Annotated in this window: 27 protein-coding genes; 17 read left to right on the top strand and 10 right to left on the bottom strand. The window is 64.6% G+C overall.

Features of this window, described 5'->3' with window-relative positions:
• The first annotated feature begins 7 nt into the window (after window positions 1–7).
• Complete coding sequence (locus ACVISU_RS01275) at window positions 8–1,195, top strand: acyl-CoA dehydrogenase family protein (RefSeq protein ID WP_456705730.1); 1,188 nt, start codon at window positions 8–10, stop codon at window positions 1,193–1,195.
• Window positions 1,196–1,219: 24 nt separating this feature from the next.
• Window positions 1,220–1,621, top strand: coding sequence for a VOC family protein (locus ACVISU_RS01280; protein ID WP_456705731.1), 402 nt, complete (start codon window positions 1,220–1,222; stop codon window positions 1,619–1,621).
• 260 nt (window positions 1,622–1,881) lie between these two features.
• Here ACVISU_RS01280 and ACVISU_RS01285 read toward each other — a convergent pair whose 3' ends face one another.
• Complete coding sequence (locus ACVISU_RS01285; protein WP_456705732.1) at window positions 1,882–2,649, bottom strand: Spy/CpxP family protein refolding chaperone; 768 nt, start codon at window positions 2,647–2,649, stop codon at window positions 1,882–1,884.
• 455 nt (window positions 2,650–3,104) lie between these two features.
• Between ACVISU_RS01285 and ACVISU_RS01290 the strand changes: the two genes are divergently transcribed.
• The 7 genes from ACVISU_RS01290 (at window position 3,105) to ACVISU_RS01320 (ending at window position 10,791) form a co-directional block, all read left to right on the top strand.
• A complete protein-coding gene (locus tag ACVISU_RS01290; protein WP_050406663.1) occupies window positions 3,105–4,445 on the top strand; it encodes an ABC transporter substrate-binding protein in 1,341 nt (446 codons plus the stop codon).
• Window positions 4,446–4,562: 117 nt separating this feature from the next.
• Window positions 4,563–5,501 (top strand): carbohydrate ABC transporter permease, encoded by a 939-nt coding sequence (locus ACVISU_RS01295; RefSeq protein WP_050406662.1) that lies wholly within the window; start codon window positions 4,563–4,565, stop codon window positions 5,499–5,501.
• Window positions 5,501–6,412: a carbohydrate ABC transporter permease gene (locus ACVISU_RS01300; RefSeq protein WP_456705733.1), complete on the top strand. Its 912-nt coding sequence runs from the start codon at window positions 5,501–5,503 to the stop codon at window positions 6,410–6,412. The genes ACVISU_RS01295 and ACVISU_RS01300 overlap by 1 nt, the downstream gene beginning before the upstream one ends.
• Before the next feature lie 31 nt (window positions 6,413–6,443).
• Window positions 6,444–7,544 (top strand): ABC transporter ATP-binding protein, encoded by a 1,101-nt coding sequence (locus tag ACVISU_RS01305; RefSeq protein WP_456705734.1) that lies wholly within the window; start codon window positions 6,444–6,446, stop codon window positions 7,542–7,544.
• 29 nt (window positions 7,545–7,573) lie between these two features.
• Entirely contained in the window at window positions 7,574–8,563 is a 990-nt protein-coding gene (locus ACVISU_RS01310) for a hydroxyacid dehydrogenase (protein ID WP_456705735.1), read from the top strand.
• Between the two features lie 69 nt (window positions 8,564–8,632).
• A complete protein-coding gene (locus ACVISU_RS01315; protein ID WP_456705736.1) occupies window positions 8,633–10,057 on the top strand; it encodes an amidase in 1,425 nt (474 codons plus the stop codon).
• Window positions 10,058–10,137: 80 nt separating this feature from the next.
• Window positions 10,138–10,791 (top strand): hypothetical protein, encoded by a 654-nt coding sequence (locus tag ACVISU_RS01320; protein ID WP_456705737.1) that lies wholly within the window; start codon window positions 10,138–10,140, stop codon window positions 10,789–10,791.
• Between the two features lie 96 nt (window positions 10,792–10,887).
• Here the strand turns inward: ACVISU_RS01320 and ACVISU_RS01325 are convergent, their stop codons facing one another.
• On the bottom strand, window positions 10,888–11,412 hold the full coding sequence (locus ACVISU_RS01325; protein ID WP_456705738.1) for a DUF1993 domain-containing protein: 525 nt from the start codon (window positions 11,410–11,412) through the stop codon (window positions 10,888–10,890).
• An 86-nt stretch (window positions 11,413–11,498) separates the two neighbouring features.
• Between ACVISU_RS01325 and ACVISU_RS01330 the strand changes: the two genes are divergently transcribed.
• On the top strand, window positions 11,499–12,272 hold the full coding sequence (locus tag ACVISU_RS01330; RefSeq protein ID WP_456705739.1) for a transporter substrate-binding domain-containing protein: 774 nt from the start codon (window positions 11,499–11,501) through the stop codon (window positions 12,270–12,272).
• 186 nt (window positions 12,273–12,458) lie between these two features.
• Window positions 12,459–13,193: a DUF2147 domain-containing protein gene (locus ACVISU_RS01335; protein ID WP_456705740.1), complete on the top strand. Its 735-nt coding sequence runs from the start codon at window positions 12,459–12,461 to the stop codon at window positions 13,191–13,193.
• Between the two features lie 76 nt (window positions 13,194–13,269).
• Here the strand turns inward: ACVISU_RS01335 and ACVISU_RS01340 are convergent, their stop codons facing one another.
• Both ACVISU_RS01340 and ACVISU_RS01345 read right to left on the bottom strand, forming a co-directional pair.
• Window positions 13,270–13,674, bottom strand: a complete 405-nt coding sequence (locus ACVISU_RS01340) for a (R)-mandelonitrile lyase (RefSeq protein ID WP_050406653.1) — start codon at window positions 13,672–13,674, stop codon at window positions 13,270–13,272.
• 23 nt (window positions 13,675–13,697) lie between these two features.
• Window positions 13,698–14,396, bottom strand: coding sequence for a ribonuclease activity regulator RraA (locus ACVISU_RS01345; protein WP_050406652.1), 699 nt, complete (start codon window positions 14,394–14,396; stop codon window positions 13,698–13,700).
• A 212-nt stretch (window positions 14,397–14,608) separates the two neighbouring features.
• On the opposite strand from ACVISU_RS01345, the gene pxpB reads away from it, so the two are divergent.
• The 4 genes from pxpB to ACVISU_RS01365 all read left to right on the top strand — a co-directional run bounded on the left by pxpB (window position 14,609) and on the right by ACVISU_RS01365 (window position 17,749).
• On the top strand, window positions 14,609–15,340 hold the full coding sequence (gene pxpB / locus ACVISU_RS01350; RefSeq protein ID WP_456705741.1) for a 5-oxoprolinase subunit PxpB: 732 nt from the start codon (window positions 14,609–14,611) through the stop codon (window positions 15,338–15,340).
• Window positions 15,337–16,371: a 5-oxoprolinase subunit C family protein gene (locus ACVISU_RS01355; RefSeq protein ID WP_456705742.1), complete on the top strand. Its 1,035-nt coding sequence runs from the start codon at window positions 15,337–15,339 to the stop codon at window positions 16,369–16,371. The genes pxpB and ACVISU_RS01355 overlap by 4 nt, the downstream gene beginning before the upstream one ends.
• Window positions 16,372–16,402: 31 nt before the next feature.
• A complete protein-coding gene (locus ACVISU_RS01360; RefSeq protein WP_050406649.1) occupies window positions 16,403–17,176 on the top strand; it encodes a LamB/YcsF family protein in 774 nt (257 codons plus the stop codon).
• A 150-nt stretch (window positions 17,177–17,326) separates the two neighbouring features.
• On the top strand, window positions 17,327–17,749 hold the full coding sequence (locus ACVISU_RS01365) for a hypothetical protein (protein ID WP_456705743.1): 423 nt from the start codon (window positions 17,327–17,329) through the stop codon (window positions 17,747–17,749).
• Between the two features lie 74 nt (window positions 17,750–17,823).
• On the opposite strand, the gene ACVISU_RS01370 is transcribed toward ACVISU_RS01365, so the two are convergent.
• The 3 genes from ACVISU_RS01370 to ACVISU_RS01380 form a co-directional block, all read right to left on the bottom strand.
• A complete protein-coding gene (locus ACVISU_RS01370) occupies window positions 17,824–17,976 on the bottom strand; it encodes a hypothetical protein (RefSeq protein WP_171947587.1) in 153 nt (50 codons plus the stop codon).
• A 248-nt stretch (window positions 17,977–18,224) separates the two neighbouring features.
• Window positions 18,225–19,382 (bottom strand): CmpA/NrtA family ABC transporter substrate-binding protein, encoded by a 1,158-nt coding sequence (locus tag ACVISU_RS01375; protein ID WP_456705744.1) that lies wholly within the window; start codon window positions 19,380–19,382, stop codon window positions 18,225–18,227.
• Window positions 19,379–19,969: an ANTAR domain-containing response regulator gene (locus ACVISU_RS01380; RefSeq protein WP_028332037.1), complete on the bottom strand. Its 591-nt coding sequence runs from the start codon at window positions 19,967–19,969 to the stop codon at window positions 19,379–19,381. Before ACVISU_RS01380 ends, ACVISU_RS01375 begins: the two co-directional genes overlap by 4 nt.
• A 119-nt stretch (window positions 19,970–20,088) precedes the next feature.
• Between ACVISU_RS01380 and rimO the strand changes: the two genes are divergently transcribed.
• Both rimO and ACVISU_RS01390 read left to right on the top strand, forming a co-directional pair.
• Window positions 20,089–21,414, top strand: a complete 1,326-nt coding sequence (gene rimO, locus ACVISU_RS01385) for a 30S ribosomal protein S12 methylthiotransferase RimO (protein WP_456705745.1) — start codon at window positions 20,089–20,091, stop codon at window positions 21,412–21,414.
• 238 nt (window positions 21,415–21,652) lie between these two features.
• On the top strand, window positions 21,653–22,849 hold the full coding sequence (locus tag ACVISU_RS01390; RefSeq protein WP_050406645.1) for an acetylornithine transaminase: 1,197 nt from the start codon (window positions 21,653–21,655) through the stop codon (window positions 22,847–22,849).
• Window positions 22,850–22,954: 105 nt separating this feature from the next.
• On the opposite strand, the gene ACVISU_RS01395 is transcribed toward ACVISU_RS01390, so the two are convergent.
• The 3 genes from ACVISU_RS01395 to pcsA all read right to left on the bottom strand — a co-directional run bounded on the left by ACVISU_RS01395 (window position 22,955) and on the right by pcsA (window position 25,465).
• Window positions 22,955–23,929: a quinone oxidoreductase family protein gene (locus ACVISU_RS01395; RefSeq protein WP_456705746.1), complete on the bottom strand. Its 975-nt coding sequence runs from the start codon at window positions 23,927–23,929 to the stop codon at window positions 22,955–22,957.
• Window positions 23,930–24,020: 91 nt separating this feature from the next.
• Complete coding sequence (locus ACVISU_RS01400) at window positions 24,021–24,740, bottom strand: TerC family protein (protein ID WP_050406643.1); 720 nt, start codon at window positions 24,738–24,740, stop codon at window positions 24,021–24,023.
• The gene (gene pcsA, locus ACVISU_RS01405) at window positions 24,737–25,465 is read right to left on the bottom strand and encodes a phosphatidylcholine synthase (protein ID WP_456705747.1); all 729 of its coding nucleotides are present in this window, start codon (window positions 25,463–25,465) and stop codon (window positions 24,737–24,739) included. The genes ACVISU_RS01400 and pcsA overlap by 4 nt, the downstream gene beginning before the upstream one ends.
• Window positions 25,466–25,597 lie beyond the last annotated feature (132 nt).

Here is a 25,597-nt window from a genome sequence, read left to right on the forward strand (position 1 = left end):
GGCCAGCATGAGCGTGACTTCAGCCGATCTTGCCGGTGATCGCGACGTGATCGCCCGCGCCGAGGCGGTCAGGGACGCGGTTGCAGCGGCCTCCGACACGATCGAGACGACGCGCCGCCTGCCGCCCGACCTGCTCGACCGGCTGCACGAGGCGCGGCTGTTCCGCCTGCTCTTGCCGCGCTCGACGAACGGGATCGAGACCGATCCCGTCACCTTCTTCCATGTCATCGAAACCATCGCCAAGGCCGATGCCTCGACGGCGTGGTGCCTGAGCCAGGCTGGCGGCTGCGCGATGTCGGCGGCCTATCTCGACCTGCCGGTCGCGCAGGAGATGTTCGCCGACCCGCGCGCCGTGTTGGCCTGGGGACCCGGTCCGAAGGTCAAGGCGATCGAATGCGCGGGCGGCTACCGCGTCACCGGGGTGTGGTCGTTTGCATCAGGCGGCCGGCACGCCACCTGGCTCGGCGCCCACTGCCCGATCTATGCCGCGGATGGCTCGCCGCGTCGCGACGCCAATGGCGAACAGGTCGAGCGCACCATGCTGGTGCGGACCGAAGACGTCGAATGGACCGATATCTGGAACACGGTCGGGCTGCGCGGCACCGCCAGCGACCAGTTCGCGCTGAACGATGTCTTCGTCCGTTCGGACCATTCGATCACCCGCGAGTTCGATCGCGAATGCCGCGAGAACGGGCCGCTGTACCGGATGAGCAACCACACCTGCTACCAGGTCGGCTTCGCCGGCGTTGCCTGCGGCATCGCCCGTAGCGCGCTGGACAATTTCGTCGACGTCGCCCGCAACAAGGTGCCGCGCGGCATGCAGAAGGCGCTGCGCGACAATGCCGTGGTGCAATCGGGCCTCGCCCAGGCCGAGGTCAATCTGCGCGCCGCCCGCGGCTTCCTGCTGCAGTCGATGGCGGACATCTGGAAGGACCTGGTTGCCGGCTACAGCATCACGGTCGCTCAGCGCATCACGATCCGGATGGCGGCAACCCACGCCATCCACAAGGCGCGGGAGGCCGTCGACTTCGCCTACAACACGGCCGGCGCCACCGCGATCTTCGACGGCCATCCGCTGGAACGGCGCTTCCGCGACATCCACACCGTGACCCAGCAACTGCAGGGCCGCTTCAGTCATTTCGAGACCGTCGGCGCCTGGATGCTGGGCGTCGAGGCCGATCTCAGCTTCGTCTAACCCTAATTCTCAAGGAGAAGAACCATGCCATTGGGCGGACTGCAGCATTACACAATCGAGCCGCAGGATCTGGAAAAGACCAAAGCGTTCTATTGCGACGTGCTCGGCCTCGAGAACGGCGATCGTCCGCCGCTCGATTTCCCCGGCTACTGGCTCTATTCCGGCGGCCAGGCCACCGTCCATTTGATGGGCAACCGGAAGCCGCGCGACGGCATCGTGGTGCGCGGCACCGAGAAGAAATATGACGACACCGGCCGGCTCGATCATATTGCCTTCGCAGCCACCGACGTCGACGCCGTGCGCAAGCGCCTGCAGGCGAACAACATCAGCTTCCGCGAGCAGATCGTGCCGCGCACTGGCGACACCCAGATCTTCCTCTACGATCCCGATGGCGTCGGCGTGGAGCTGAACTTCCCGAAGACCTGAACCGGTCTTCGCCGGATTATCCCGCTGCTCAATAGATGGCCGGTGCATGTGCCGGCCAATTTTCACGTCGGCAAAGCGGTTCCTGACAAGGCCCCGACTCGGCCATCACTCGGGCGTGATCCGGTCCGTTTTTCTTCAACATTGAATGACGAATTAACCGGGCCGCGCCGCTGCGGCAGAATAGCCGGGTGCTGCGCCTTTAACCTACCCCAGGGCCTGGTGGCCCGGCTATTCGTCCCCACTTCGCCGACGATGGATCCTCAATCGAGCCCGCGTTCGTGGCTGAGGCGGACCATTTCGTTGATGAAGATTTGTTTCTGCTTGTCGTCGAGGCTCGCATAGAGCGGCTCGGCGGCGTCGGCGACGCTGCGCTGGTCGACGGCGCGGTCGTTGAGGAACTGGGCCTCGTTGCGCATCTGCTCGATGATATCGTCAGGCGGATCGCGCTGCGCCCGTGCAATGCGCAGGTTGAGACGGTCGGCGCCGTTGTGCCCGAGATAGTGCATCGCACTGTTGAAGCCGGCCCAATTCTTCTCCTGCTCCGGCGTCAGGTTGAGCTCCTTCTTGATCCGCTCGATGTTGGCGTCGCTGTTGGCGACGATCTGTTCGGCCGTGAGCTGCGGTGCGGCGGCCTGGGTCAGCACGGTCGGCGCTTGCTTTGCGCCCTTGTCCTTGGCGGCGGTGTCTTTGGTACCAGCCTTGGCCGATTTCGCAGCCTTGGCACCCTGTTTGTCACCGGACGCCGGAGCCTGTGCATTCCTGCCGTTGCCGGCATTGGGGGTGGCGTTGTTGTTGCCGGTGAGCACCCCGGTCACGCCGGTCACCACTCCGACGACGCCGCCGATTGCTCCGCCCAGAACGCCGCCGACCGGTCCGGCGGCCTTGTTGCCTTCGCGCGCGCCATTTTCGACGCCCTGCACGATCTGCGCATCGACCATATGAGGCACTGCAAGCAGCGTGACGGTGGCGGCCCCAACCGCGGCGCACAATCTCCATTGTGCTCGCAGCTTCGCAACCGGAATGAGCATGATCGGGTCTCCGTGATCGGTGGTGGATTGCAGGACTGACTCGGCGGGCAGGTTCGACGAATCCGGACTTTATCGTTTCCGACTTCGGCAAGTCTATCGGTCGCGCTCGCCATCAACATGACGGAACACGGCTCGATCCGGCACGGCCGGAAACCTGCGGCTCAACGCCGGTCCGCGTGCGAGCGTCGCTGCGCCGACCTCCGCGTGCGTCGCAGCATGATCATCGGAAGCGCGGCAAACCACGGGCAACTACGGTGATGCCGATGACACTGCCTGCGATTTGACCACAACGTTAGTACTAGTTGGCACAGGCATCTCGTTTCTCGACAGCAGCCGGCAATTCTGTTCTGATCGGTGTGAATGAAATCCCGCGACGTCGCGCGAACGCGACGCACAAAAACAACAACGGGATTCAAAAAAGCCTTTTGTCCGTCGGCTACCAGGGAGGGAATGCCATGTCACGGAAGAAGCTTTCGCGCCGGGAATTCGTTGCAGCGACAGCGCTGTCATCGGCGGCGCTCATTACAGCCCCCTACGTCCGCGGCGCCTACGCAGCCGGCAAGCTCTCGATGGGCTTCTGGGATCACTGGGTGCCGGGAGCGAACAGCGCCTCCACCGAACTCGTCAATGAATGGGCCGCCAAGGAAAAGGTCGAGGTTCAGCTCGACTACATCACCAGCCAGGGCAACAAGAACATCGTCACCATCGCCGCCGAGGCGCAGGCCAAATCCGGTCACGATATCTTCCAGATGCCGACCTGGTGGCCACAGTCCAATGCCGAGCTGCTCGAGCCGGTCAACGACATCATGGAGCCGCTGATCAAGCTGAACGGCGAAGTCAACGGCACGGTTAAGTATCTCGGCCAGGCCGACGGCAAATGGCTCGGCGTTCCCGCCAGCGTCGGCAGCCAGATCAAGGGTCCCTGCTCGCGCATCGACCTGATGAAGAAGTACGCCAACATCGACGTCCAGGAGATGTATCCGGCCGGCAGCCCGCCGAAAGCGGACAACTGGACGCTCGATACGTTCCTCAAGGCGGCTGAGGCCTGCCACAAGGCTGGATTCCCGTTCGGCATCGGTCTCGGCGAAACCAGCGACAGTGTCGATACCGCGGGCGCGATCTTCCAATCGTTCGGCGCGCAACTCGTCGACGCCAAGGGAAATTTGACCGTCAAGACCGACGCGGTGCGCACGGCGCTCGACTACTACAAGAAGCTGCTGGCCTTCTTGCCGCCCGACGTTGCCGCATGGGACGATGCCTCCAACAACAAGTGGCTGGTCGCCGGCAAGGGCGCGATGATCATGAACCCGCCGAGCGCGTGGGCGGTCGCCAAGCGCGATGCGCCGCAAGTCGCGGAGCAATGCTGGACGCACGGGTTCCCGGCCGGGCCGAAGGGACGCTTCGCGCCCTATCTGCCGTTTTTCTGGTCGATCTGGTCGTTCTCGAAGAACAAGGAAGCGGCGAAGAGCCTGCTGTCCTTCCTGTCGCAGCCGGCGTCGATCGAGAAGATGGTGGTGGCGAGCGGCGGCTACGACTTGCCGGCCTACGAGAAGCTCACGACGTTGAAGGTCTGGGAGGAGCAAGGGCCGCCGAAGGGCACGCTCTATCACTACCCGAACCCCTACAAGCACCAGACGCTGTCGATCGCGGCCTCGCCTGCGCCGCCAAAGGTCGCGCAGCAGATCTACTTCCAGGCCACCCTGACCAAGATGTGCCTGCGCTACTACCAGGGTGAAAGCATGGAGAAGACGCTCGCCTGGGCCGAGGGCGAGTGCGAAGGCTTCATGCGAAGCTGACGAACGGACGAGCTCGCGCGCGGCCGCCGGTCGTGCCGGCCGCGCGAGGTTTCGTCCTCGTAACCCAACCGCCGAACCGGCGAGCCGTGCAACCAACCCGCGCGAGGGACCAGCGTCATGGTTGATGTCGCATTCCAATCCAGCCGCACCGCTGCGGCCCAGGCAGGGCGAAGGCGCGTCGGCCTGCGCAACGCCTTGCGGCGCAAGTCGATGTCGGCGTTCCTGATGACGCTGCCGCTGATCCTGCTGATCGCCATCCTGGTGATCTATCCGGCGATCTACTCGCTGCATCTGGCGACGCTGAACAAGGCGATGACGAAGTTCGTCGGTTTCGGCAATTTCGAGTTCCTGTTCAAGCGCGACACCTTTTGGCTGGTGGTCAAGCAATCCTGCATCTTCGCGATCTCGGCGGTGATCTTCAAAGCGCTGATCGGTTTCATCGTCGCGCATTTCGTGCACAACGTCCCCGCCAACAAGCAGCGCAAATGGCGCGGCATGCTGCTGGTGCCATGGGTGATTCCGCCGGCGATGAGTACATTGGCCTGGCTGTGGCTGTTCGACCCCTCCTACAGCGCCTTCAACTACACGCTGTCCTTCTTCGGCCTCGGGCCGATCCCTTGGACCGGCGACGCGATGTGGGCGCGCTTTTCGGTGATCCTGGTCAACGTGTGGTACGGCGCGCCGTTCTTTATGATCATGTATCTGGCGGCGCTGAAATCGGTGCCCGAGCAGCTCTACGAGGCGGCGGCGATCGACGGCGCCAATTGGTGGCAGCGCATCTGGTACGTGACCCTGCCGATGATGCGCAACATCATCGCGATCACGACGCTGTTCTCGCTGATCGTGACTTTCGCCAATTTCGACATCGTGCGCATCCTGACCGCAGGCGGGCCGCTCGACCACACCCACATCTTCGCGACCTGGGCGTTCCGGGTCGGCATCGAGGGTAGCGACATTCCACTCGGCGCCAGCGTCTCGTTGTTCATGGTGCCGATCCTCGCGATCGCGGCGATCTTCATCCTGCGCGACATCACCAAACGCGGGAACGAATCCTGATGAGCACGGTGACGATCGACAAGTCGGGGCCGACCCGCAAGGTCAAATACGGCAGCATGAGTCGCGACCGGACCTGGGCGCTGCGCTGGTCCTACTTCTTCCTGACGCTGTTTGCGGTCTTCTCGCTGGTGCCGCCGTTCTACATGCTGATCACTTCGCTGAAGGGCAGCGCGGAGATCTCGGCGGCGACCAATCCGTGGTGGGTTTATCATCCGACATTCGAGAACTACATCCAGCTCCTGACCTCAAACCAGTTCCTGCGCTTCTTCTGGAACTCGGCCTGGGTCTCGATCATCGTGGTCACCATCACGATGCTGATCAGCGTGCCGGCGGCCTTTGCGCTGGCGCGGATGAAGTTCTGGGGCTCGGCGACGCTCGCGACCGGCGTGTTCCTCACTTATCTCATTCCCGACAGCCTGCTGTTCATTCCGCTGTTCAAGATGTTCGCGGTGTTCGGCGACTGGACCGGAATCCAGCTGGTCAATCGCTGGTACGTGCTGCTGTTCATCTACCCGACGCTGACGGTGCCGTTCTGCACCTGGATCATGATCGGCTATTTCGCCTCGATCCCGAAGGAGCTCGACGAGGCCGCGATCATCGACGGCGCCAGCTGGTTCCAGACCCTGACCCGAATCTTCATTCCGGTCGCCCTGCCCGGCCTGATCGCGGCGACGATCTTCGCCTTCACCGTCTCCTGGGCCCAGTTCCTCTATCCGCTCGTCTTCACCACCTCGACCGATCAGCTCGTGCTGCCGGTCGGCATCATCACGACCCTGATCAAGGGCGACGTGTTCAACTGGGGCCAGATCATGACCGGCGCCCTGCTCGGCGCCGCGCCGCCGCTGATCATCTATGCCTTCTTGATGGACTACTACATTGCCGGCCTGACCGCCGGTGCGACAAAGGGTTGAACGCGACAAAGGTAGGACAAGGGTAGGATTCATGGCCGACGTCAGTTTGCGCAAGGTGGTTAAACGTTACGACGAGGTCGAAGCGGTGCGCGGCATCGATCTCGACATCGCCGACCATGAGTTCGTGGTGCTGGTCGGGCCGAGCGGCTGCGGCAAGTCGACGACGCTGCGGATGATCGCCGGCCTCGAGGACATCTCCGACGGCGACATCATGATCGGCGGCGATGTCGTCAACGACGTGCCGCCGAAGGACCGCGACATCGCCATGGTGTTCCAGAACTACGCGCTGTATCCGCACATGACCGTCGCCGAGAACATGTCATTCGGGCTGCGGCTGAAGCACTACCCCAAGGCCGAGATAAAGAGCCGGGTGACGGAAGCCGCTAGGATGCTCGACATCACCGACCTGATCGACCGCAAGCCGAAGCAGCTTTCCGGCGGCCAGCGCCAGCGTGTCGCGATGGGACGCGCCATCGTCCGCAATCCGAAGGTTTTCCTGTTTGACGAGCCGCTGTCCAACCTCGATGCCAAGCTGCGCGTCCAGATGCGGATCGAGATCAAGAAGGTGCACCAGAAGGTCCGCACCACGACTGTCTACGTTACCCATGACCAGGTCGAGGCGATGACGCTGGCCGACCGCGTGGTGGTGATGAACCACGGCAAGATCGAGCAGATCGGCACGCCCAACGAGCTCTACCACAAGCCGGCGACCCGGTTCGTCGCAAGCTTCATCGGCTCGCCCGCGATGAACTTCGTGCCGTGCCGGCTCGAGGAGGTCGGCGGCAAGCTCAACGTGCGGCTGACCGACCGCCTCGCCTTCCCGCTGCCGCCGGCGCGCGCCGCCCGCTACCAGGCCATTTCCCGCACCGACAAGCTGTTGCTGGGCCTCCGGCCCGAGCATGTCATGGAGGCCCGGCCGCATGCCGAGCCCGGCGTCGAGCCGTTCGACGCGGTGCTCGACGTTACCGAGCCGATGGGCATGGAGACGCTGGTCTACTTCACGCTCGAGGGCTCCCAGCTCTGCGGCCGGGTCAGTCCCAACGCAGGCGCGCAGGATGGCAGCCCGCTCCGATTGGCTGTGGACCTCAACAATATGCATTTGCTAAACGAGGTGACCGGTGCCGTCCTTTGACGGCGCACAAGAAACCGCAAGGGCAGGAAATGGCCACCAACAAGAAGAAGATTTTCATCACCCAGACTCTGTCTCCGGGGGCGCGGGCCCTCCTCAACGAGCGGGATGATGTAGAACTCGTCGAATTTCCCAACCTGATCTCGGCCAAGGACTTCCAGGCGATGCTCGAGCAGCATGCGCCGGTCCATGGCGTGGCGCTCGGCGCGACCCGCTTCGGCGAGGCGGAGCTCGAGGCATCCAAGGGCATGTTGGTGGTGACCCGGATCGGCGTCGGTTACGACGCCGTCGACGTGCCGGCACTGTCACGCCGCAAGGTGCCGCTGATGGTCGCAGGCACCGCGAACTCGCCGTCGGTCGCCGAGCACGCCGTGTTCATGATGCTGACGCTGGCCAAGCGTGCGCAGGAGATGCACGCCATGGTCAAGGAAGGCACCTGGGCGAGCCGCCTCGGCGTGTTGCCGTTCGACCTCTATGGAAAGACGGTCCTGATCGTCGGCTTCGGCCGCATCGGCACCCGCACCGCCAAGCGCTGCCTCGCGATGGAAATGAACGTGCTGGTCTATGATCCCTACAAGCCCGCCAGCGAGATCACCGCGGCCGGCTGTGAGGCGGTGCCGAGCCTGGAGGCTGCGCTGCCGCGGGCGGATTTCGTCACGATCCACTGCCCGAAATCGCCCGAGACGGTCGGCTTATTCAACGCCGCGCGGATCAGGCTGATGAAGCCGACCGCCTATCTCATCAACACCGCCCGCGGCGGCATCGTGGACGAGAAGGCGCTGCACGACGCGCTGGTGTCGGGCAAGCTCGCCGGCGCCGGCCTCGACGTGTTCGAGGTCGAGCCGCCGCCGGTCGGCCAGCCTCTGCATGCCCTGCCGAATGTGATCATGGCACCGCATGTCGCGGGCGTGACCGTCGAGGCTGTCGATCGCATGAGCGAGCAGACCGCGCGCAATATCCTGAGCGTGCTGGACGGCAATCCGCTGCGCCAGAACGTGATCAATCAGGACGTCCTCGGCTGAGCTTTCAGCCTTTCTCGTTGGCGCCGTGGCCGATCCCGCGAGGTCGGCCCGGCGATGCGGAGCATGCACATGGCATTCAAGGAATTCGGCAACTACGATGCGGTCGGTCTCGCCGAGCTCGTCCGTAACAAGGACGTGACGGCAAAGGAACTGCTCGACGAGGCGATCGCGCGCACCGCCGCCGTCGATCCTGACATCAACGCGGTCGTGGTCAAGCACTACGACTACGCCGAGCGCCAGGTCGCCAAGGGATTGCCCGACGGCCCCTTCACCGGCGTGCCGTTCCTGCTGAAGGATCTCGATCTGCTCGAAGGCACCCGCACCACGTCGGGCGCCAGCCTGCTGAAGGAATTCGTCGCCGACCACAATGGCACGCTGGCCCAGCGCTTCCTCGATGCCGGTCTTGCGATCTTCGGCAAGAGCGCGAGCCCGGAATTCGGTCTGATGCCGACGACGGAATCCCGCCTGTTCGGCCCGACCCGCAATCCCTGGAATCTCGACCATTCCTCCGGCGGCTCGTCCGGCGGCGCGGGCGCTGCGGTCGCTGCACGCATCCTGCCCGTCGCGCATGCCAGCGACGGCGGCGGCTCGATCCGGATTCCGGCCTCCGCCTCCGGCGTGTTCGGCATGAAGCCGACGCGGGCCCGCAACCCCTGCGGTCCCGATCGCGGCGAGGGCTGGGGCGGCTTCTCCGTGGGCCATGTGCTGAGCATCAGCGTCCGCGACAGCGCGGTCATGATGGATGCGATCCATGGTCCGGAGCCATCGAGCCTCTACGTCGCGCCGGCGCCGGAGCGGCCGTTTTCCCAGGAGGTCGGCCGCGACCCCGGCCACCTGCGCATCAGCTTCACCGACAAGTCGCCCTATGGCGATGCTATCGATCCCGAGATCGCCGCGGCGGTCCGCGACGTCGCCAAGTTGCTCGCGGGCCTCGGCCACCATGTCGAGGAGCGCGCACCGCCGCTTGCCGCCGATCCCGCCGCGGTCATGACGACCATCGTCGGCGGTAACACGGCGCTGACCATCCGCCTGCTCGAGCAGCGCGTCGGACGCACGCTAACGTCCGATGACGTGGAGCGGCTGACGCTCGCCAGCGGCCAGAACTCGGTCAAGATGACCCCGGCCGACTACGTCGCAGCCCAGCTTGCGGCGTTCCAGATCTCGCGCGGGCTCGCGACCTTCTTCGAAGGCTGCGACGTCTTCCTCAGCCCGACGCTGTGTGCGCCGCCGCTTCGCATTGGTGAGCTGAACACCATGTCCGAGGACCTCACTCACATCGCGCCGGTGCTGCGCAGCTACATGCCAGGCACCTCGATGTTCAACATGTCAGGCCAGCCGGCGATGTCGGTGCCGCTGGCCTGGAACCAGGCCGGTCTGCCGCTCGGCATGATGTTCGCGGCCAAGCTCGGCGAGGAAGGACTGCTGTTCCGTCTGGCCGGCCAGCTCGAGCAGGTCCGGCCCTGGAAGGACCGGCGGCCGCCGGTTTGCGCCTAGCTGACAAAGGGCAGTCAGATCAGGTAGATAGGAAGGACGCTGGCACGATTCCGCCGGCGCCATGCCTGGGAGACCGAACCGTGAGTGACCCGACCGACAATGCGCTCGCCGCCATCGCGAGCATTCTCGATCAGACGACGACGCCTCCCGAGAAGTCCAAATCGTCCCATGCCAGGTCGTCCGACAAGACGGCGGACAAGGCGTCTGCGCCTGTCGAAGAGCCGCCTGTCTCGATAGCGATGCCGCCGCCTCTGCCATCATCCGTCGAGGTCATTACCGTCGAGACGGTATCCATCACGACGGTGGCCGTGGAGTCCCCGCCTGCCGAGCCGACGACAGTCGAGCCGCCGCCGCTTGATCAATCCGAGTTAGCGGTCGAACAGTCCGAGCCGAGTGAGGCGAAGCTCAGCGAACCCGAGCCGAGCGAGCCGGAGCCGGTCCAGCCGCCCCGACCGATCGAGGCCAACGGCTATTCCAAGTCCGGCCCCGGCCCGATGGCCGCATTGCGCTTCCGCTGGACGGTGCGCGAGGACGGCGCCCAATACTATGTCGACGAGACCATCGGCGAAGGCTCGACACCGCTGGTCAACGGGCCGATGGACAGAGATGCTGCGATCAAGTTCGTCGACGATCGCGAGGCCGAAGCGCGGCAGCGCTTCGAGCATTTCAAGCACGAGATCGCCAGCCGCACCGCAGCCGCGCTTCAGTTGCGCAGCGACCGCAACGAGGCCTAGAGCCCCGGTTCTGATTGGACCAGAACCGAAGCTCTAGATTCTTGTGCTGACACGTTTTCTTCACGCGAACCGGTCTCCACTTCGCTCGAAAACGCTCTAGCCCTGTGGCGGCCTCGGTGGTCCCAGAAAGTCCTTCTTCGCGAGATCGACGCCGGCATGGCGCAGGATGTCGTAGGCCGTCGCAACATGGAAGAAGAACTGCGGCACGCTGAAGGTCAGGATCAGCGACTTGCCGATGAACGGTCGGGTCGCACCGCTCTGGAATGTGAACACGACATCCTTGTCGATGGCGCCATCGATCGTCTCCCGCGGCAGGCCCTGCGCAAAATCAATCGCGGCGGCAATCTGCGCCTTCAGCCCCGCGATGCCGGGCGCCGTGTCGGCCAAGGCCGGCGGCGCGCACCCCGCAAGCAACGCGCAGCTCAGCACGACATGCCGGTTCGCCTCCCCGACCTGCTGGCGCAGGCTGTACATGTTCGGTGAAAGCCGCATGTCGAGCAGCACGTTCGGATCGATCCTGCGAACCCCGGCATGGGCCTCGGCATGATCGAGCAGCGCGGAAAGATTGCGCAGAAACGGCACATAGACGCCGACGGATGCTTCGTGGAGCGAGATGGTCACTGTTGCGCCCGCTATGCTGGCCCGATCGTCTCATCTGGTCTAAACGGTCCGCAACGACATGTCATCGGAATTGACGGAGACGTCTGATGTTTCGCGCGCTGGCCGGCCTCGCTCTCGCACTGCTCCTCTCCACCGCGCATGCGCAGCAGGCGCCGTCCCGGCTCGATGAGATCGTCAAGCGCGGCACGCTGCGCGTCGGCATGACCGGCGACTATTTGCCCTTCACGGCGCTCGACAAGGAGACCAAGGCGTTTCGCGGCTTCGACGTCGACATGGCGCAATCGCTCGGCAAGGCGCTCGGCGTCAAAGTCGAGTTCGTGCCGACGTCGTGGCCGCAGATGACCAGGGATTTCGAGGCCGACAATTTCGACATCGCGATGGGCGGCGTCTCCATCACCTTCGACCGGCAGAAGAAGGGCCTGTTCTCGACACCGATCATGCGCGAGGGCAAGACGCCGATCGCGCGCTGCGCCGACAAGGGCAAGTTCGAGACGATTGCCGAGATCGACAGACCCGGCACCCGTGTCATCGTCAATCCTGGCGGTACCAATGAGCGCTTCGCGCGCGCCAATGTGAAGGCCGCCGATATCCGTGTCTTCAACGACAACACCAAAATCTTCGACGAGATCGCCAAGGGTGATGCCGACCTGATGATGACCGACGCGTCCGAGACGCGCTATCAGCAGAAACTGCATCCCGGCGTGCTTTGCGCCGTGCATCCCGACAAGCCCTTCGACTTCGCGGAAAAGGCCTACTGGATGCAGCGCGACGTCGCCTTGAAGGCGTTCGTCGACCAGTGGCTCCACATCGCGCGCGAAGACGGCAGCTACGCGAACATCTATGCCGCGTGGTTTGAATAGCCTGCGCCAGGTTTGCTGCACCCGTGATGAAAATTGATACGCGCGGTCTGAAACCAGATCGCAATCCGGTGATTTGAACCTGGGGCGCGAGGCCACGACTCATGTTCTGACCGTGAATTGGGGCACGTTCAGCGAGGCGGCCACCAGATAGCCTTGCGAACGGGGTTCCCTGCACTGGAGGTCGAGATGAGAAAGCTTCTGGCGATCGCCACGCTCGTGCTGGCGAGCACGGCGACAGCGCAGGCGCAATACACGTTCGATTACGGCGGCCGTACCATTCGCATCGATCCGGATCGCGGAACGGTTTCGATCCCGGGTGTCTATGACAACACCGGGCGCAGCACCAAGCGCGCCAAGCACAAAGACGCCGAGCAGAAGCGCGAGACGGCTCCGAAGGACGCCAAGACGGATTCTCCGTCCCTGCCTGCCACGCCACCCGCAGCCGCTGCCTCACCTTCTCCGCCTGCCGTTGATCAGTCGGCGGCTTCGGCAACGACCACACCGCCGGCGCCGCCAGTTGTGCAGCAAAACGCAGCACCGCCGGCGGCAGATCCAATCCCGGCGCCGACGGTCGGCACCGCATCGCCTGTGCCCAAGCCGGCGGCGAACCCGGCGCAACAGGCCAACTCGCCGCTCGGCGTCTGGTTGACCGAAGAGAAGGAAGGCAAGGTCCGCATCGAGCAATGCGGCGCCAATCTCTGCGGTTACTCCGTCGACAAGAAATCGAACGCCAACGGCGAGCAGGTTCTGATCAACATGAAGCCGGGCAAGGACAAATGGAGCGGCCGCATCTTCGATCCGAACAGCGGCAGCACCTACGATTCCACCATCGCGCTGAAAAGCCCCGATACGCTACGTGTCCAAGGCTGCGCGTTCGGCGGCATGTTCTGCGGCGGACAGACCTGGACGCGGGTGAATTGATCGACGGGAAACGGCAACCCGGACTCAAAAAGCCCCGCTTCATCAGCGGGGCTTTTCGTTTTCGCCAGCAACGCCGTCAGCCGAGCTTGCCGTTATACTCCTCGTCGGTGACGTGCTCCATCCAGGTCGAGAATACGCCATCGAGCGCCTCCTGCATGGCGATATGGGTCATGCTGTTGTCGGGCGAAGCGCCGTGCCAGTGCTTCTCGTTCGGCGGAATCCAGACGACGTCGCCGGGGCGGATTTCACGGATCGGGCCACCCTTGGCCTGCACGCGACCGATGCCCGAGATCACGTACAGCGTCTGTCCGAGCGGATGGGTGTGCCAGGCGGTGCGGGCACCCGGCTCGAACGACACGCGCGAGGCATTCAGCCGGGCCGGCGCCGGCGCCATGTTGATCGGGTCCTGCAGCACGCTGCCGGTGAAATGCTCGTTCGGCGCGCGGCGAGTCGGCCGCGAGCCCGAAACGTGGATATCCATGGGGTTACCTCCCTCTCTTGACGTTATTTCTTGGATGCGGCGTAGCGCGCCTTGGTCTCGGCGTTCATCGGATACAGGCCGGGCAGCTGGGCGCCATTGTTCACCTCGTTGACGATCCAGGCTTCCATCCGCTCCTGCTCGGGTCCCTCGGCGAGCACATGGTCGAGGAACGCCTGCGGGATCAGCACCGCGCCGTCCTGGTCGGCCACCACCACGTCGTTCGGAAACACGGCAACGCCGCCGCAGCCGATCGGTTCACCCCAGCCGACGAAGGTCAGCCCTGCAACCGACGGCGGCGCGGCGTAGCCGTCGCACCACACCGGCAGGCCGGTGCCGAGCACGCCCTCGACGTCACGCACCACGCCATCGGTGATCAGCGCGGTTACCCCGCGCTTGACCATGCGGGCGCACAGGATGTCGCCAAAAATGCCGGCATCGGTAATGCCCATGGCATCGACCACGGCAATGCAGCCTGCCGGCATCGCCTCGATCGCGGTACGGGTCGAGATCGGCGACGACCAGGATTCCGGTGTCGCCAGGTCCTCGCGGGCCGGCACGAAGCGGAGCGTGAAGGCCGGTCCGACCAACCGCTTCTGCCCGGGCTTCAAGGGTTTGGTGCCGCGCATCCAGATGTTGCGCAGGCCCTTCTTGAGCAGGACCGTAGTGATGGTGGCGGTGGACACGTGCGACAGCGTCGCGATCGCCTCAGTGGACAGTGACATCTGGAAAGCTTGCTCCGATGGAGGAAAAGACCGGCGCATGTTGCCGGGCGAAGGCCCTGCGTCAAGGGCCGTGCGAAAAACCTGCGATCATCCAAATTTATCGCCGGCATGCCGATTAATTTATTGAAGTTGCTGCATCATTTTGCACGAAGCGAATTCCGTTTTTAATCGAAACACGCTAGCTTGATGGCGACCAAAGTCTGCTTGATCCGATGGCCGAACCCTTAAGTCCTCCCCGCCTTTTGCCGAGTGGCGACAGCGCCATCACGGTGGAATTCAGCCGCACCATCGATGACGCCGCCAACCGGCGGGTGCTCGCGCTCGACCGTGTGATTGCGGCCGAGCCGATCTCCGGCATCACCGAGACCGTGCCGACCTACCGCTCGCTGCTGGTGCATTACGATCCCGTGCAGATCGGCTTCGATGCGCTGGGCGAGCAACTGCTGGCGCGCGCCGCCAAGGCGCCGCCAAGCGAAACCGGCGCGCGGCGCTGGCGCGTTCCCGTCACCTATGGCGGCGAGCATGGCATCGATCTCGAGGATGTGGCGAAGGCACTGCAGACCACGCCCGATGACATCGTCGCACGCCACGCCGCCGGCGACTATCGCGTCGCCATGATCGGCTTCACGCCCGGCTGGTCCTATCTCAGCGGGCTCGACAAGTTCCTGCATATGTCGAGGCGAAAGGACCCCCGGCTCCTGACCCCTGCCGGCACTATCTCGATCGGCGGCATTCAGACCGGCGTGCAGTGCCTGGCCGGCCCGAGCGGCTGGCACCTGCTCGGCCGCACCCCGGTGCGAACCTACCAATTGCATCGCGATCCGACCTTCCTGCTGGAGCCGGGCGATGCCGTCACCTTCACGGCGGTGGATGCCAAGACCTTTGCCGAACAGGACCGCGCCGCCGAAGCCGGCGAGTTCGTCGCAGAACTGGTGACGCCATGAGCAAGCTCGTCGTCGCCTCGATCGGCCCGGCGAGTTCGGTGCAGGACGGCGGACGTCCGGGCTCGCAGCGCTATGGCCTGACGCCGAGCGGCGCGATGGACCGGTTGTCGCTCGCGGCCGCCAACACGCTGGTCGGCAACGAGCCGTTCGCTGCCGGGGTCGAGATCGGCCCGTTCGGCGCCAGCTTCACCGCGCGCGGTGGCGCGGTCCGCGTCGGGCTCGCCGGCGCATCGCGCAATGCCGATATCGGCGGCCGGCCGGTCGCCTTCGACAGTTCGGCAACGCTCGCCGAAGGTGAGACGCTCAATCTCGGTTTTGCGCGCGGCGGCTCGTTCAGCTATCTCGCGATCGAGCACGGCATCGAGGGCGAGCCGATGTTCGGCAGCCTCGCCGTCAACGCCCGCGCAGGGCTCGGCAGCCCCTACCCGCGGCCGCTGCAAAGCGGCGACGAGCTGACGACGAAAGCCGCGAGCGGCGCCGCCGAGCGCCGCATCGAATTGCCGATAGCCAGCGATGCGCCGATCCGCGTCGTGTTCGGCCCGCAGGACGACGAGTTCAGCGAGGAAAACAAGCAGCTGTTCCTCGACAGCGAGTGGACAATCTCGGCCACCAGCGACCGCATGGGCTACCGGCTTGAAGGGGCTGTCATCAAACACCGCGACGGCCATAACATCGTCTCCGACGGCACCGTCAACGGCAGCATCCAGGTGCCCGGCAACGGCCAGCCGATCGTGCTGATGCCGGACCGCGGCACCAGCGGTGGCTATCCAAAGATCGCGACCGTGATCACGGCCGATCTCGGCCGCTTCGCGCAGATCTCCGCCGGCCGGCCGTTCCGCTTCAAGGCCGTGTCGATGACGGAAGCGCAGGCCGAGGCGGTCAAGTTCCACGCGCTGCTGCACTCCCTGCCCGATCGCCTCCGCGGCATCGACGATTTCGGTCTCAACATCGAGGCGCTGCGGGATGCGAATGTCGCGGGTCAGGCCGTCAGCGCCGTCGATGTGTCGACCTGGCAAGTTGCGTTACCCTGAATCACTGCGAACAACGGACGGATCGATCGTCATGACCTCAACCATCGACCTCAATTGCGATCTCGGCGAAAGTTTTGGACCCTGGGAGATGGGCAATGATGCCGCGATGATCGAGCTTGCGACCTCGGTCAACGTCGCCTGCGGCTTCCATGCCGGCGACGCCGACATCATGCGCAAGACGGTCGAGCTCGCGAAGGCGCGCGGCGTCAGCGTCGGCGCCCACCCTGGCTATCGCGACCTGCATGGTTTCGGCCGCCGCCCGATGCCGGGGCTGACATCCTCCGAGATCGAGAACCTGATCGCCTATCAGATCGGCGCTTTGCAGGCGATCGCAACCGCGGCCGGCCATAAGGTCACCCATGTGAAGGCACACGGCGCGATCTCCAACGTCGCCTGCGAGGACGACATGACCGCACGCGCGATCGCCAACGCGATCAAGGCGGTCGACCGCAATCTCGTCTTCGTGGTGCTCGCCAACTCGAAGCTGGTGCGCGCCGGTGAAGCCGCCAATCTGCGGATGGCGCATGAAGTGTTTGCCGACCGCGCCTACGAGGACGACGGCAATCTGGTGTCGCGCAAGAAGCCCGGCGCGGTGCTGCACGATCCCAAGGCGATCGCCGAACGCGTGGTGCGGATGGTGCAGGATGGCGCGGTCGTCTCGGTCACCGGCAAGGTGATCAAGATGCAGACCGACACCGTCTGCATCCACGGCGACACGCATGGCGCCGTCGAGATCGCGCGCGGACTGCGCGAAGCGCTGAGCAAGGCCGGCATCACGGTCGCGCCATTCAAGACCGCGCACTGAGCCACGAACGTATCGATCACGAGGGACGGCCACAGCGCCGGCCCTTTAGATTCCGTTAAGAGTCTTCTTAAACCCAAACTTGCCGTTTTGATTGCTAGGTGCAGCTTCCGAGCCTTTGATTGTCCTCTCAGGAAAATTGGGTACGAAAGCATGTTCCGCACCAGCCTCTCCCTCGCAATTGCTGCGGTGGCCACGGCCGCCTTCACCAGTGCCGCCTCTGCCGGCTGCTACAGCTGCTATACGCCGCCGCCGCAGCCCTGCACGACCTGCTATCAGGTGCAGACCGTGCCGCCGCAATATCGCACCGTGCAGGAGACCGTGATGGTATCGCCGGGCCGCGTCATCGCGCATCGCACGCCGGCGCAGTATCGTACCGTGATGGTGCCGAAGACCGTGATGGTTGCGCCCGAGGGCGTCGCCTATGAGCGCATCGCGCCGCAATACGCGACGCAAGAGCGCACCGAGATGGTGTCGCCGGGCTATTCCTACTACGCGCCGGTCCAGCAGACCTGCAGCACCTGCGGCGGTGGCTATGGCTACGGCTACGGGTATGGTCGCGGCTACGGCTACTGAGCCGTCAGCATCCCGACAGCACAAAGCCGCCGCCTGAGGACATCAGACGGCGGCTTTGCAGTTCTCTCAGGGCCTCAGAACGGGTGGACGGAAAGCGTGCCGAACACGATGGCCGCGATCACGGCAAAGGCGCTGTAAAGCGCCGCAGTGTGAATTCCGGTCCCGGACTTCCTTGAAATGTGTCGCGCGTAAAAGTGCAGGCGGGCTTCCGCCGATAGCTCGCGCATGGTCGATCTCCAACACCCCATTCTCGGGCATATGGAATATCGTTCGCGAGCCAGTTCAAGCGGGTCGAAAAAATAGCGACGCCGTCGCCGCGGTGAACCGGGTTCCCAGAGGAATATTCTTTCCCGCGGGCTCGCCCGAGAAACTTATTCGCTGCAATTCGAGGCGCCGGGAACCCGCACCCGCCCCGTAAACCGAAAAACTCAAAAACAACCCCATGCACAGTAGCCGGAGTGAGACGCTGGCCCGTTCAGGGTTTCCAGCGCCCGATCTTGAAGGCCGCCAGATGGCCGGGAACATCGTTCGGATCGAACGGCGGACCGGCGAACGCGCCGATCGCGCTGGAGGCATCGGCCGATCGCCCGGATGCGGCGTCGTAGAGGTCGGGCCTGAACACCGCCATGGCAGCCTTCAGCGCCTCCGGCCGGTACGGCGTCTGGCCCCAGCGAACCATCTGCGCGTAGAGCCAGGCCGCCTGCCCCGGGTCCGGCCGCGCGGCCGCCTCGCGCCCGACCAGCAGGTAGCGACTGCTTTCGCGCATGGTGCCGTCGGGCGAAATCTTCAGCCGACCGTCGAGCGTCCGCTGGATGACGCTGGCGTCGACGCCGAGCCGCTCGGGCTGCGCCAGGATCTGCGCCACCTCGGCCCTGTTGCCGGGCTGCTCGATGAAGTCAGCGGCGCGCAGATGCGCGCGCACCAGCGCCGCCACGATGTCGGGATGCTTCTCCGACCAGTTCTGGCGCACCGCCAGCACCTTCTCTACCGCGCTCAGCAAAATGTCGGAGACGAAATGCAGGATGTGGCCGACGCCGAGATCGACCGCGATCGAATTCCAGGGCGCGCCGACGCAGAACGCATCGACAAGGCCGTTGGCGAGACTGTCCACCATGTAGGGCGGCGGCAGCACCACGAGCTGGACGTCCTCGTCCGGATCGACGCCGCCGGCGGCCATCCAGAACCGCAATTGATAATTGTGGGTCGAGAACGGGAAGGTCATGCCGAAGGTCAGCGGCTCGGCCCCGCTCTTCCGCCGTTTTGCAACCACCCGCGCGAGCGCTTGCGCGGTCGCCATCGGATCGAAGCGGTCGCCGTCGATCTCCTCCATCAGCGCGGCACGCAGCGCCGGCGACACGGTGATGGCATTGCCGTTGAGCCCGAGATTGAAGGGCGCCGCGATCGGCACCCTGACGTGGCCGAGCCCAAGACTCGAGGCTATGGCCACCGGCGCCAGCAGATGGGCCGCGTCGAACAGGCCGATATTGAGCTTGTCGCGGACATTCGACCACGACACTTCGCGCAGCAGCGTGACGTCGAGGCCCTCAGTCGCCGCGAACCCCTTGTCGACCGCGACAATCAGGGCGGCGGCGTCCACCAGCGGAATGAACCCGATGCGCAGGGATGTGGTCATTTCAGCAGCTCCGACGCCGTCAGGATCGATTGCGCGATCTCGCCGATCTTCTTCTTCTCGCGCATGGCGGTCGAGCGCATCAGCACGTAGGCCTCTTCCTCGGTCAGCCCCTTCACCTTCATCAGGATGCCCTTGGCGCGGTCGATCACCTTGCGCTCCTCCAGCGCATGCTTGGTGCGGTCGAGCTCGTCCTGCAGCTTGGCGAAGGCATTGAAGCGGGAGACGCAGAGATCGAGGATCGGCTTCATCCGCTCCTTCTTGAGGCCGTCGACGATGTAGGCGGAGACGCCCGCCTCCACCGAGGCCTGGATCGAGGCGGCATCGCTCTGGTCGACGAACATCGCGATCGGGCGGCGGACCGCACGGCTGACCTGGAACATTTGTTCCAGCACGTCGCGGCTCGGGTTCTCGAGATCGATGACGATGATCTCGGGATCGAGCGCATAGATCCGCGACAGCAGGCTCTGCATCTCGCTGATATGGACAACGTCCGTATAGCCGGCCTCCCGCAGCCCCTCCTCCAGGATGGCCGCACGGATCGGGCTCTCGTCGACTATGACGATCTTGGGAGACGACTCAGCGCTCATCGACCACTCTCAAAGCCCGGCAGACGCATCCATATCATGCCGAACGGCTCGGGAAAGGGTTGTAATTCTCGGCAATTGGGACTAGCTCCTGCCCGTCAATCAGGCAGATTTGGGAAGATATGCAAGAGGCCGCCGCGCCGAAAGTGAGCTTTGTGTCCTTGGGTTGCCCCAAGGCGCTGGTCGATTCCGAGCGCATCATCACCCGGCTGCGCGCTGAGGGCTATGAGCTGGCGCGCAAGCATGACGGCGCCGACATCGTCATCGTCAACACCTGCGGCTTCCTCGACAGCGCCAAGCAGGAATCGCTCGCCGCGATCGGCGAGGCCATGGCCGAGAACGGCAAGGTCATCGTCACCGGCTGCATGGGCGCCGAGCCCGAGCAGATCGAAAGCGCCTATCCCGGCGTGCTCTCGATATCAGGCCCGCAGCAATATGAGAGCGTGCTGGACGCCGTGCACCGCGCGCTGCCGCCGGCGCACAATCCGCACATCGACCTGGTGCCGCCGCAGGGCGTCAAGCTGACGCCGCGCCACTACGCTTACTTGAAGATTTCCGAAGGCTGCAACAACCGCTGCAGCTTCTGCATCATCCCGAAGCTGCGCGGCGATCTGGTGTCGCGGCCGGCCAATGACGTGCTGCGCGAAGCCGAGAAGCTGGTGAAGGCCGGCGTCAAGGAATTGCTCGTCATCTCGCAGGACACCTCGGCCTATGGCGTCGATCTGAAATACGCCGAAAGCCCGTGGCAGGATCGCGCCGTGCGCGCGAAATTCTACGATCTCGCTAAGGAGCTCGGCGAGCTCGGCGCCTGGGTCCGGCTGCAATACGTCTACCCCTACCCGCATGTCGACGAGGTCATCGGCTTGATGACCGAGGGCAAGGTGCTGCCCTATCTCGACATCCCCTTCCAGCATGCGAGCCCCGACGTGCTGCGCGCGATGAAGCGCCCGGCCGCCCAGGAGAAGACGCTGGCGCGGATCCAGAAGTGGCGCGAGCAATGCCCGGAGCTGACGCTGCGCTCGACCTTCATCGTCGGCTTCCCCGGCGAGACCGATTCCGATTTCGCTTATCTGCTCGACTGGCTCGACGAGGCCGGGATCGACCGTCTCGGCTGCTTCAAATACGAGCCGGTCGCTGGCGCGACGTCGAACGCGATTCCAAACGCCGTGCCCGACGAGGTCAAGCAGGAGCGCTGGAATGCGCTGATGGCGCGGCAGCAGAAGATTTCGGCGCGGCGCCTGAAGCGCAAGGTCGGTACCCGCCAGCAGGTGATCATCGACGAGATCGGCCCGACGGTCGCCAAGGGCCGGTCAAAGGCCGATGCGCCAGAGATCGACGGCGCGGTCTATCTCACCAGCCGCCGCCCGCTGAAGGTCGGCGAGATCGTCACCGCGAAGATCGAGCGCTCCGACCAATACGATCTGCACGGCAGCGTCGCCGGATTCTGACGCTTGACACGATCTGGCGTTCGGCTGTATGGGCCTGCGCCATGAAGCTGAACCGGACCCACCGCCGCGCCATCAACCGTCGTCGCACCCGCGACGATGCTGGGCTGCGCCGTGTCCGACGCCATCGCTGATTAGCTAAAATCAGCCAACGTTTTCGAGAAGGCCGCGCCCGCAAAGCGCGGCCTTCTTGCTTTTCGGCCTGACCATCATCCCCACACCAACCCCAGAGGAGATCGATATGACCAACGCCGCCCATCCGTTCGATGCGCTGATGGACATCACCGCCCGCCCCGAGGTCGTGTTCGTGCGCGGCGCGGGCTCGTATTTGTGGGACAGCAACCGCAACCGCTATCTCGATTTCGTGCAGGGCTGGGCCGTCAATCCGCTCGGCCACTCGCCGGTCATCGTGGCCGACGCGCTGGCCGCGCAGGCCAGGCGGCTGCTCACGCCGAGCCCGGCGTTCTACAACGAGCAGAGCCTGAAGCTGGCCAAGGCGCTGGTCGACAGCAGTTGCTTCGATCAGGTGTTCTTCGCCAATTCCGGCGCGGAGGCCAATGAGGGCGCGATCAAGCTCGCACGGAAATATGGCGCCAAGTACAAGGGTGGCGCGCACGAGATCATCACCTTCGAAGGCGCCTTTCACGGCCGCACGCTCGCGACCATGTCGGCCTCGGGCAAGAAGGCGTTCGAGCCGCTGTTCGAGCCGAAGGTCTCGGGCTTTCGGAAAGCCAGGCTCAACGATATCGAGTCGGTGCGGAAGTTGATTTCGTCGTCGACGGTCGCGGTCATGCTGGAGCCGATCCAGGGCGAAGCCGGCGTGTGGCCGGCGACCGACGCGTTCCTGCAAGAGTTGCGGGCGCTGACCCAGCAGCGTGGCCTGCTCCTGATCGTCGACGAGATCCAGACCGGCATCGGCCGGACCGGAAAGCTGTTCGGCTATCAGCACGCCGGAATCGCGCCCGACATCATGACGCTCGGCAAGGGCATCGGCGGCGGCGTGCCGCTCGCAGCGCTGCTCGCGACCGAACATGCCTCCTGCTTCGATCACGGCGATCAGGGCGGCACCTTTAACGGCAATCCCCTGATGTGCGCTGCGGGGCTTGTCGTGCTCGATCAGATCAGCCGGCCCGACTTCCTGAAATCGGTCGTCGACGCCGGCCTGCTGCTCGAGCGCGAATTGCAGCGGCTGTCGGCGCGGCACGGGCTCGGTGAGATCAGGGGCCGTGGCCTGCTGCTCGCGCTCGATCTCAAGATGCCGATCGGCGCGGCCGTCGTCGCCGAGGCGTTCGCGGCCGGCGTGCTGGTCAATTCGCCCCAACCGGACACGCTGCGCTTCATGCCGGCGCTCAACGTCACGCGGGAGGAGATATCGGCGATGATCGATTGTCTGGATGGAGTGCTGACGAAGGTCGGCGCGGCGCGGCGGGTGGCGTAACGACCGCTGCGCCCGTCATTGCGAGCGAAGCGAACCAATCCACCTTTCCACTCGGGGAAACAATGGATTGCTTCGTCGCTTCGCTCCTCGCAATGACGGCCGAAACTACGGCCGCAAAATCGCCGCGCCAGTCGTCGCCCGGCTCTCCAGGTCGCTATGCGCCTTCGCCGCATCCTTCATCGCATAGGCGTGGTTGATCGGCACGTGCAGCTTGCCGTTGATCACGGCGGCGAACAGCGTGTCGGCGCCTTCGAGCAGCTCCTTGCGGGTGCCGACATAGTCGTTCAGCTTTGGCCGCGTCGCGAACAGCGAGCCGTGGTTGTTGAGCTCGGCGAGCGGGAACGGCGGCACCGGACCCGAGGCGTTGCCGAACGAGACGAACAGGCCGCGTGGCCTGAGGCACGACAGCGATCCCGGAAACGTGGTCTTGCCGACGCCATCATAGACGACGTCGCAGAGCTCGCCGCGGCTGATCTGCTTGACGCGTTCGACGAAGTTCTCCTCGTTGTAGAGGATGACGTGGTCGCAGCCATTGGCGAGCGCGAGATCGGCCTTCGCCTTCGAGCCGACGGTGCCGATGACATGCGCGCCGAGCGCGTGGGCCCACTGGCAGGCCAGCAGTCCGATGCCGCCGGCCGCGGCGTGGATCAGCACCCGATGGCCCTGCTCGACCTTGAAGGTCTTGTGCAGGAGGTACCAGACCGTGAGCCCCTTGAGCATCAGCACGGCACCCTGCTCGTAGGTGATGTGGTCGGGCAGTTTGACGAGCTTGTCGGCCGGGATCACGCGCTCCGAGGCGTAACCGCCCAGGTTGTAGTAATAGGCGACGCGATCGCCGGGGTGGAAATTGGTCACCCCGGGGCCGACCGCCAAAACCTCGCCGGCGGCCTCATTGCCGGCGATGAACGGGAGGCCGGGCGCCTTGTAGAGGCCGGTGCGGAAATAGACGTCGATGAAGTTCAGCCCGACCGCATGCTGGCGGATGCGGACCTCGCCGGTCCCCGGCGCCGCCACCTCGACATCCTCATAGGTCAGGACCTCAGGGCCCCCCACCTTGTGCACCCGCACAGCCTTGGTCATGTCGTCGCTCCCTCAGATCTCAGCGTCAGCCGAGCGAATGCCATCGGCGCCGGCTTGTCAACCGAGCTGCCCGGACCAGCCATATCGCCCGCTAGGCCTTCTTACGGTTGCGCTTGGCCATGATGTTGAATGCCTCGACCGCAGCCGAGAACGCGATCGCGAAATAGATGTAGCCGCGCGGAATGTGGAATTTGAAACCGTCAGCCACCAGCGCGACGCCGATCAGCACCAGGAAGGCCAGCGCCAGCATCTTGGTGGTGGGATGCTCCGCGACGAACCGCGCCACCGGTCCCGACGAGACGTACATGATGATACAGGCGATCACGACCGCCGCGATCATGATCTCGAGGTCCTGCGCCATGCCGATCGCGGTGATGATCGAATCCAGCGAGAACACCAGGTCGATGATGATGATCTGCACGATCACCCAGAAGAACGCGTTGGGGCTCGGCTTGTCCTGCTCCTCGACATCGCGCGCCTCGACCTCGGCGTGGATCTCGTGGGTCGCTTTCGCAATCAGGAACAGGCCGCCGCCGATCAGGATGATGTCGCGCCAGGACAGCGCGACACTCTCGATGGTGATCACCGGCTGCGTCAGCCCGATCAGCCAGACCAGGACGCTGAGCAGGATGATGCGGAACACCAGCGCCAGCAGCAAGCCGATCTGCCGCGCGCGGTTGGCCTGGGGTTGGGGAATCCGCGAGACCAGCACCGAGAGGAAGATGACATTGTCGATGCCGAGCACGATCTCGAGCGCAGTCAGGGTCAACAGCGCAGCCCAGGCTTCCGGGCTGGTGATCAATTGCATCATGCTCTGAAGGCTTTCATCCGGCGGATCACGGTATCGCTACCGACGATATAGACGGCAATCGCACAGAGACCGAACGTGATCGGCGCGCCAACCACGAAATCATTGGCGAGCGTATACATGCCGAGTACTGCCCAGGCGCCGAGCAGCCACAGCGTCAGCCAGCGCAGCCGCACCACGCGGAACGGGTGCAGCACATGGAACGGCGCAAAGGTCAGCGCGATCAACGCCGCGACCACGATCGTCGACAGCACCGGCGGCAGATGCAGCAGGAACAGATAGAACGCCGCCGCATTCCACAGCGCCGGGAAGCCGCGGAAATGGTTGTCGTCGGCCTTCATGCGGCGGTCGGCGAAATACAGCGCGCTGGAAACCACGATGCCGATGCCGAGGATCGGCGCGGCCAGCGGCAGCAGCATGCCGCTCGCGGTGATCGCGTAGGCCGGCACGAACACATAGGTGACGAAATCGACCACGAGGTCGAGCACCTCGCCCGACCAGTTTGGCTGCAGCCGCACCACATCGAGCCGGCGCGCCAGCGGGCCGTCGATCCCGTCGATGATCAGCGCGACCCCGAGCCAGGCGAACATGTTGGCCCAGTGCTCGCGCACCGCCTCCAGCATCGCCAGCAGCGCGACCCCGGCACCGAGCGCCGTGAAAATATGAACGGAGAATGCGGCGGTCCGCATCCGTTCTGGCAACGCATCCGGCTGGCTCGAGTGCTCCATCGGCCGAAGTGCTATCAGGAATCGGCCCCGTTTGCATATGCAGTCTTGCGGCGTTCCGCCGCGTAGATCATTGGAAACCCTTGGTGGTTACCGATGGCTTGAAAATCGGGCCAGGCATGTCAAATGTCCTGA

The organism is Bradyrhizobium sp. USDA 4452 (genome assembly GCF_054063575.1).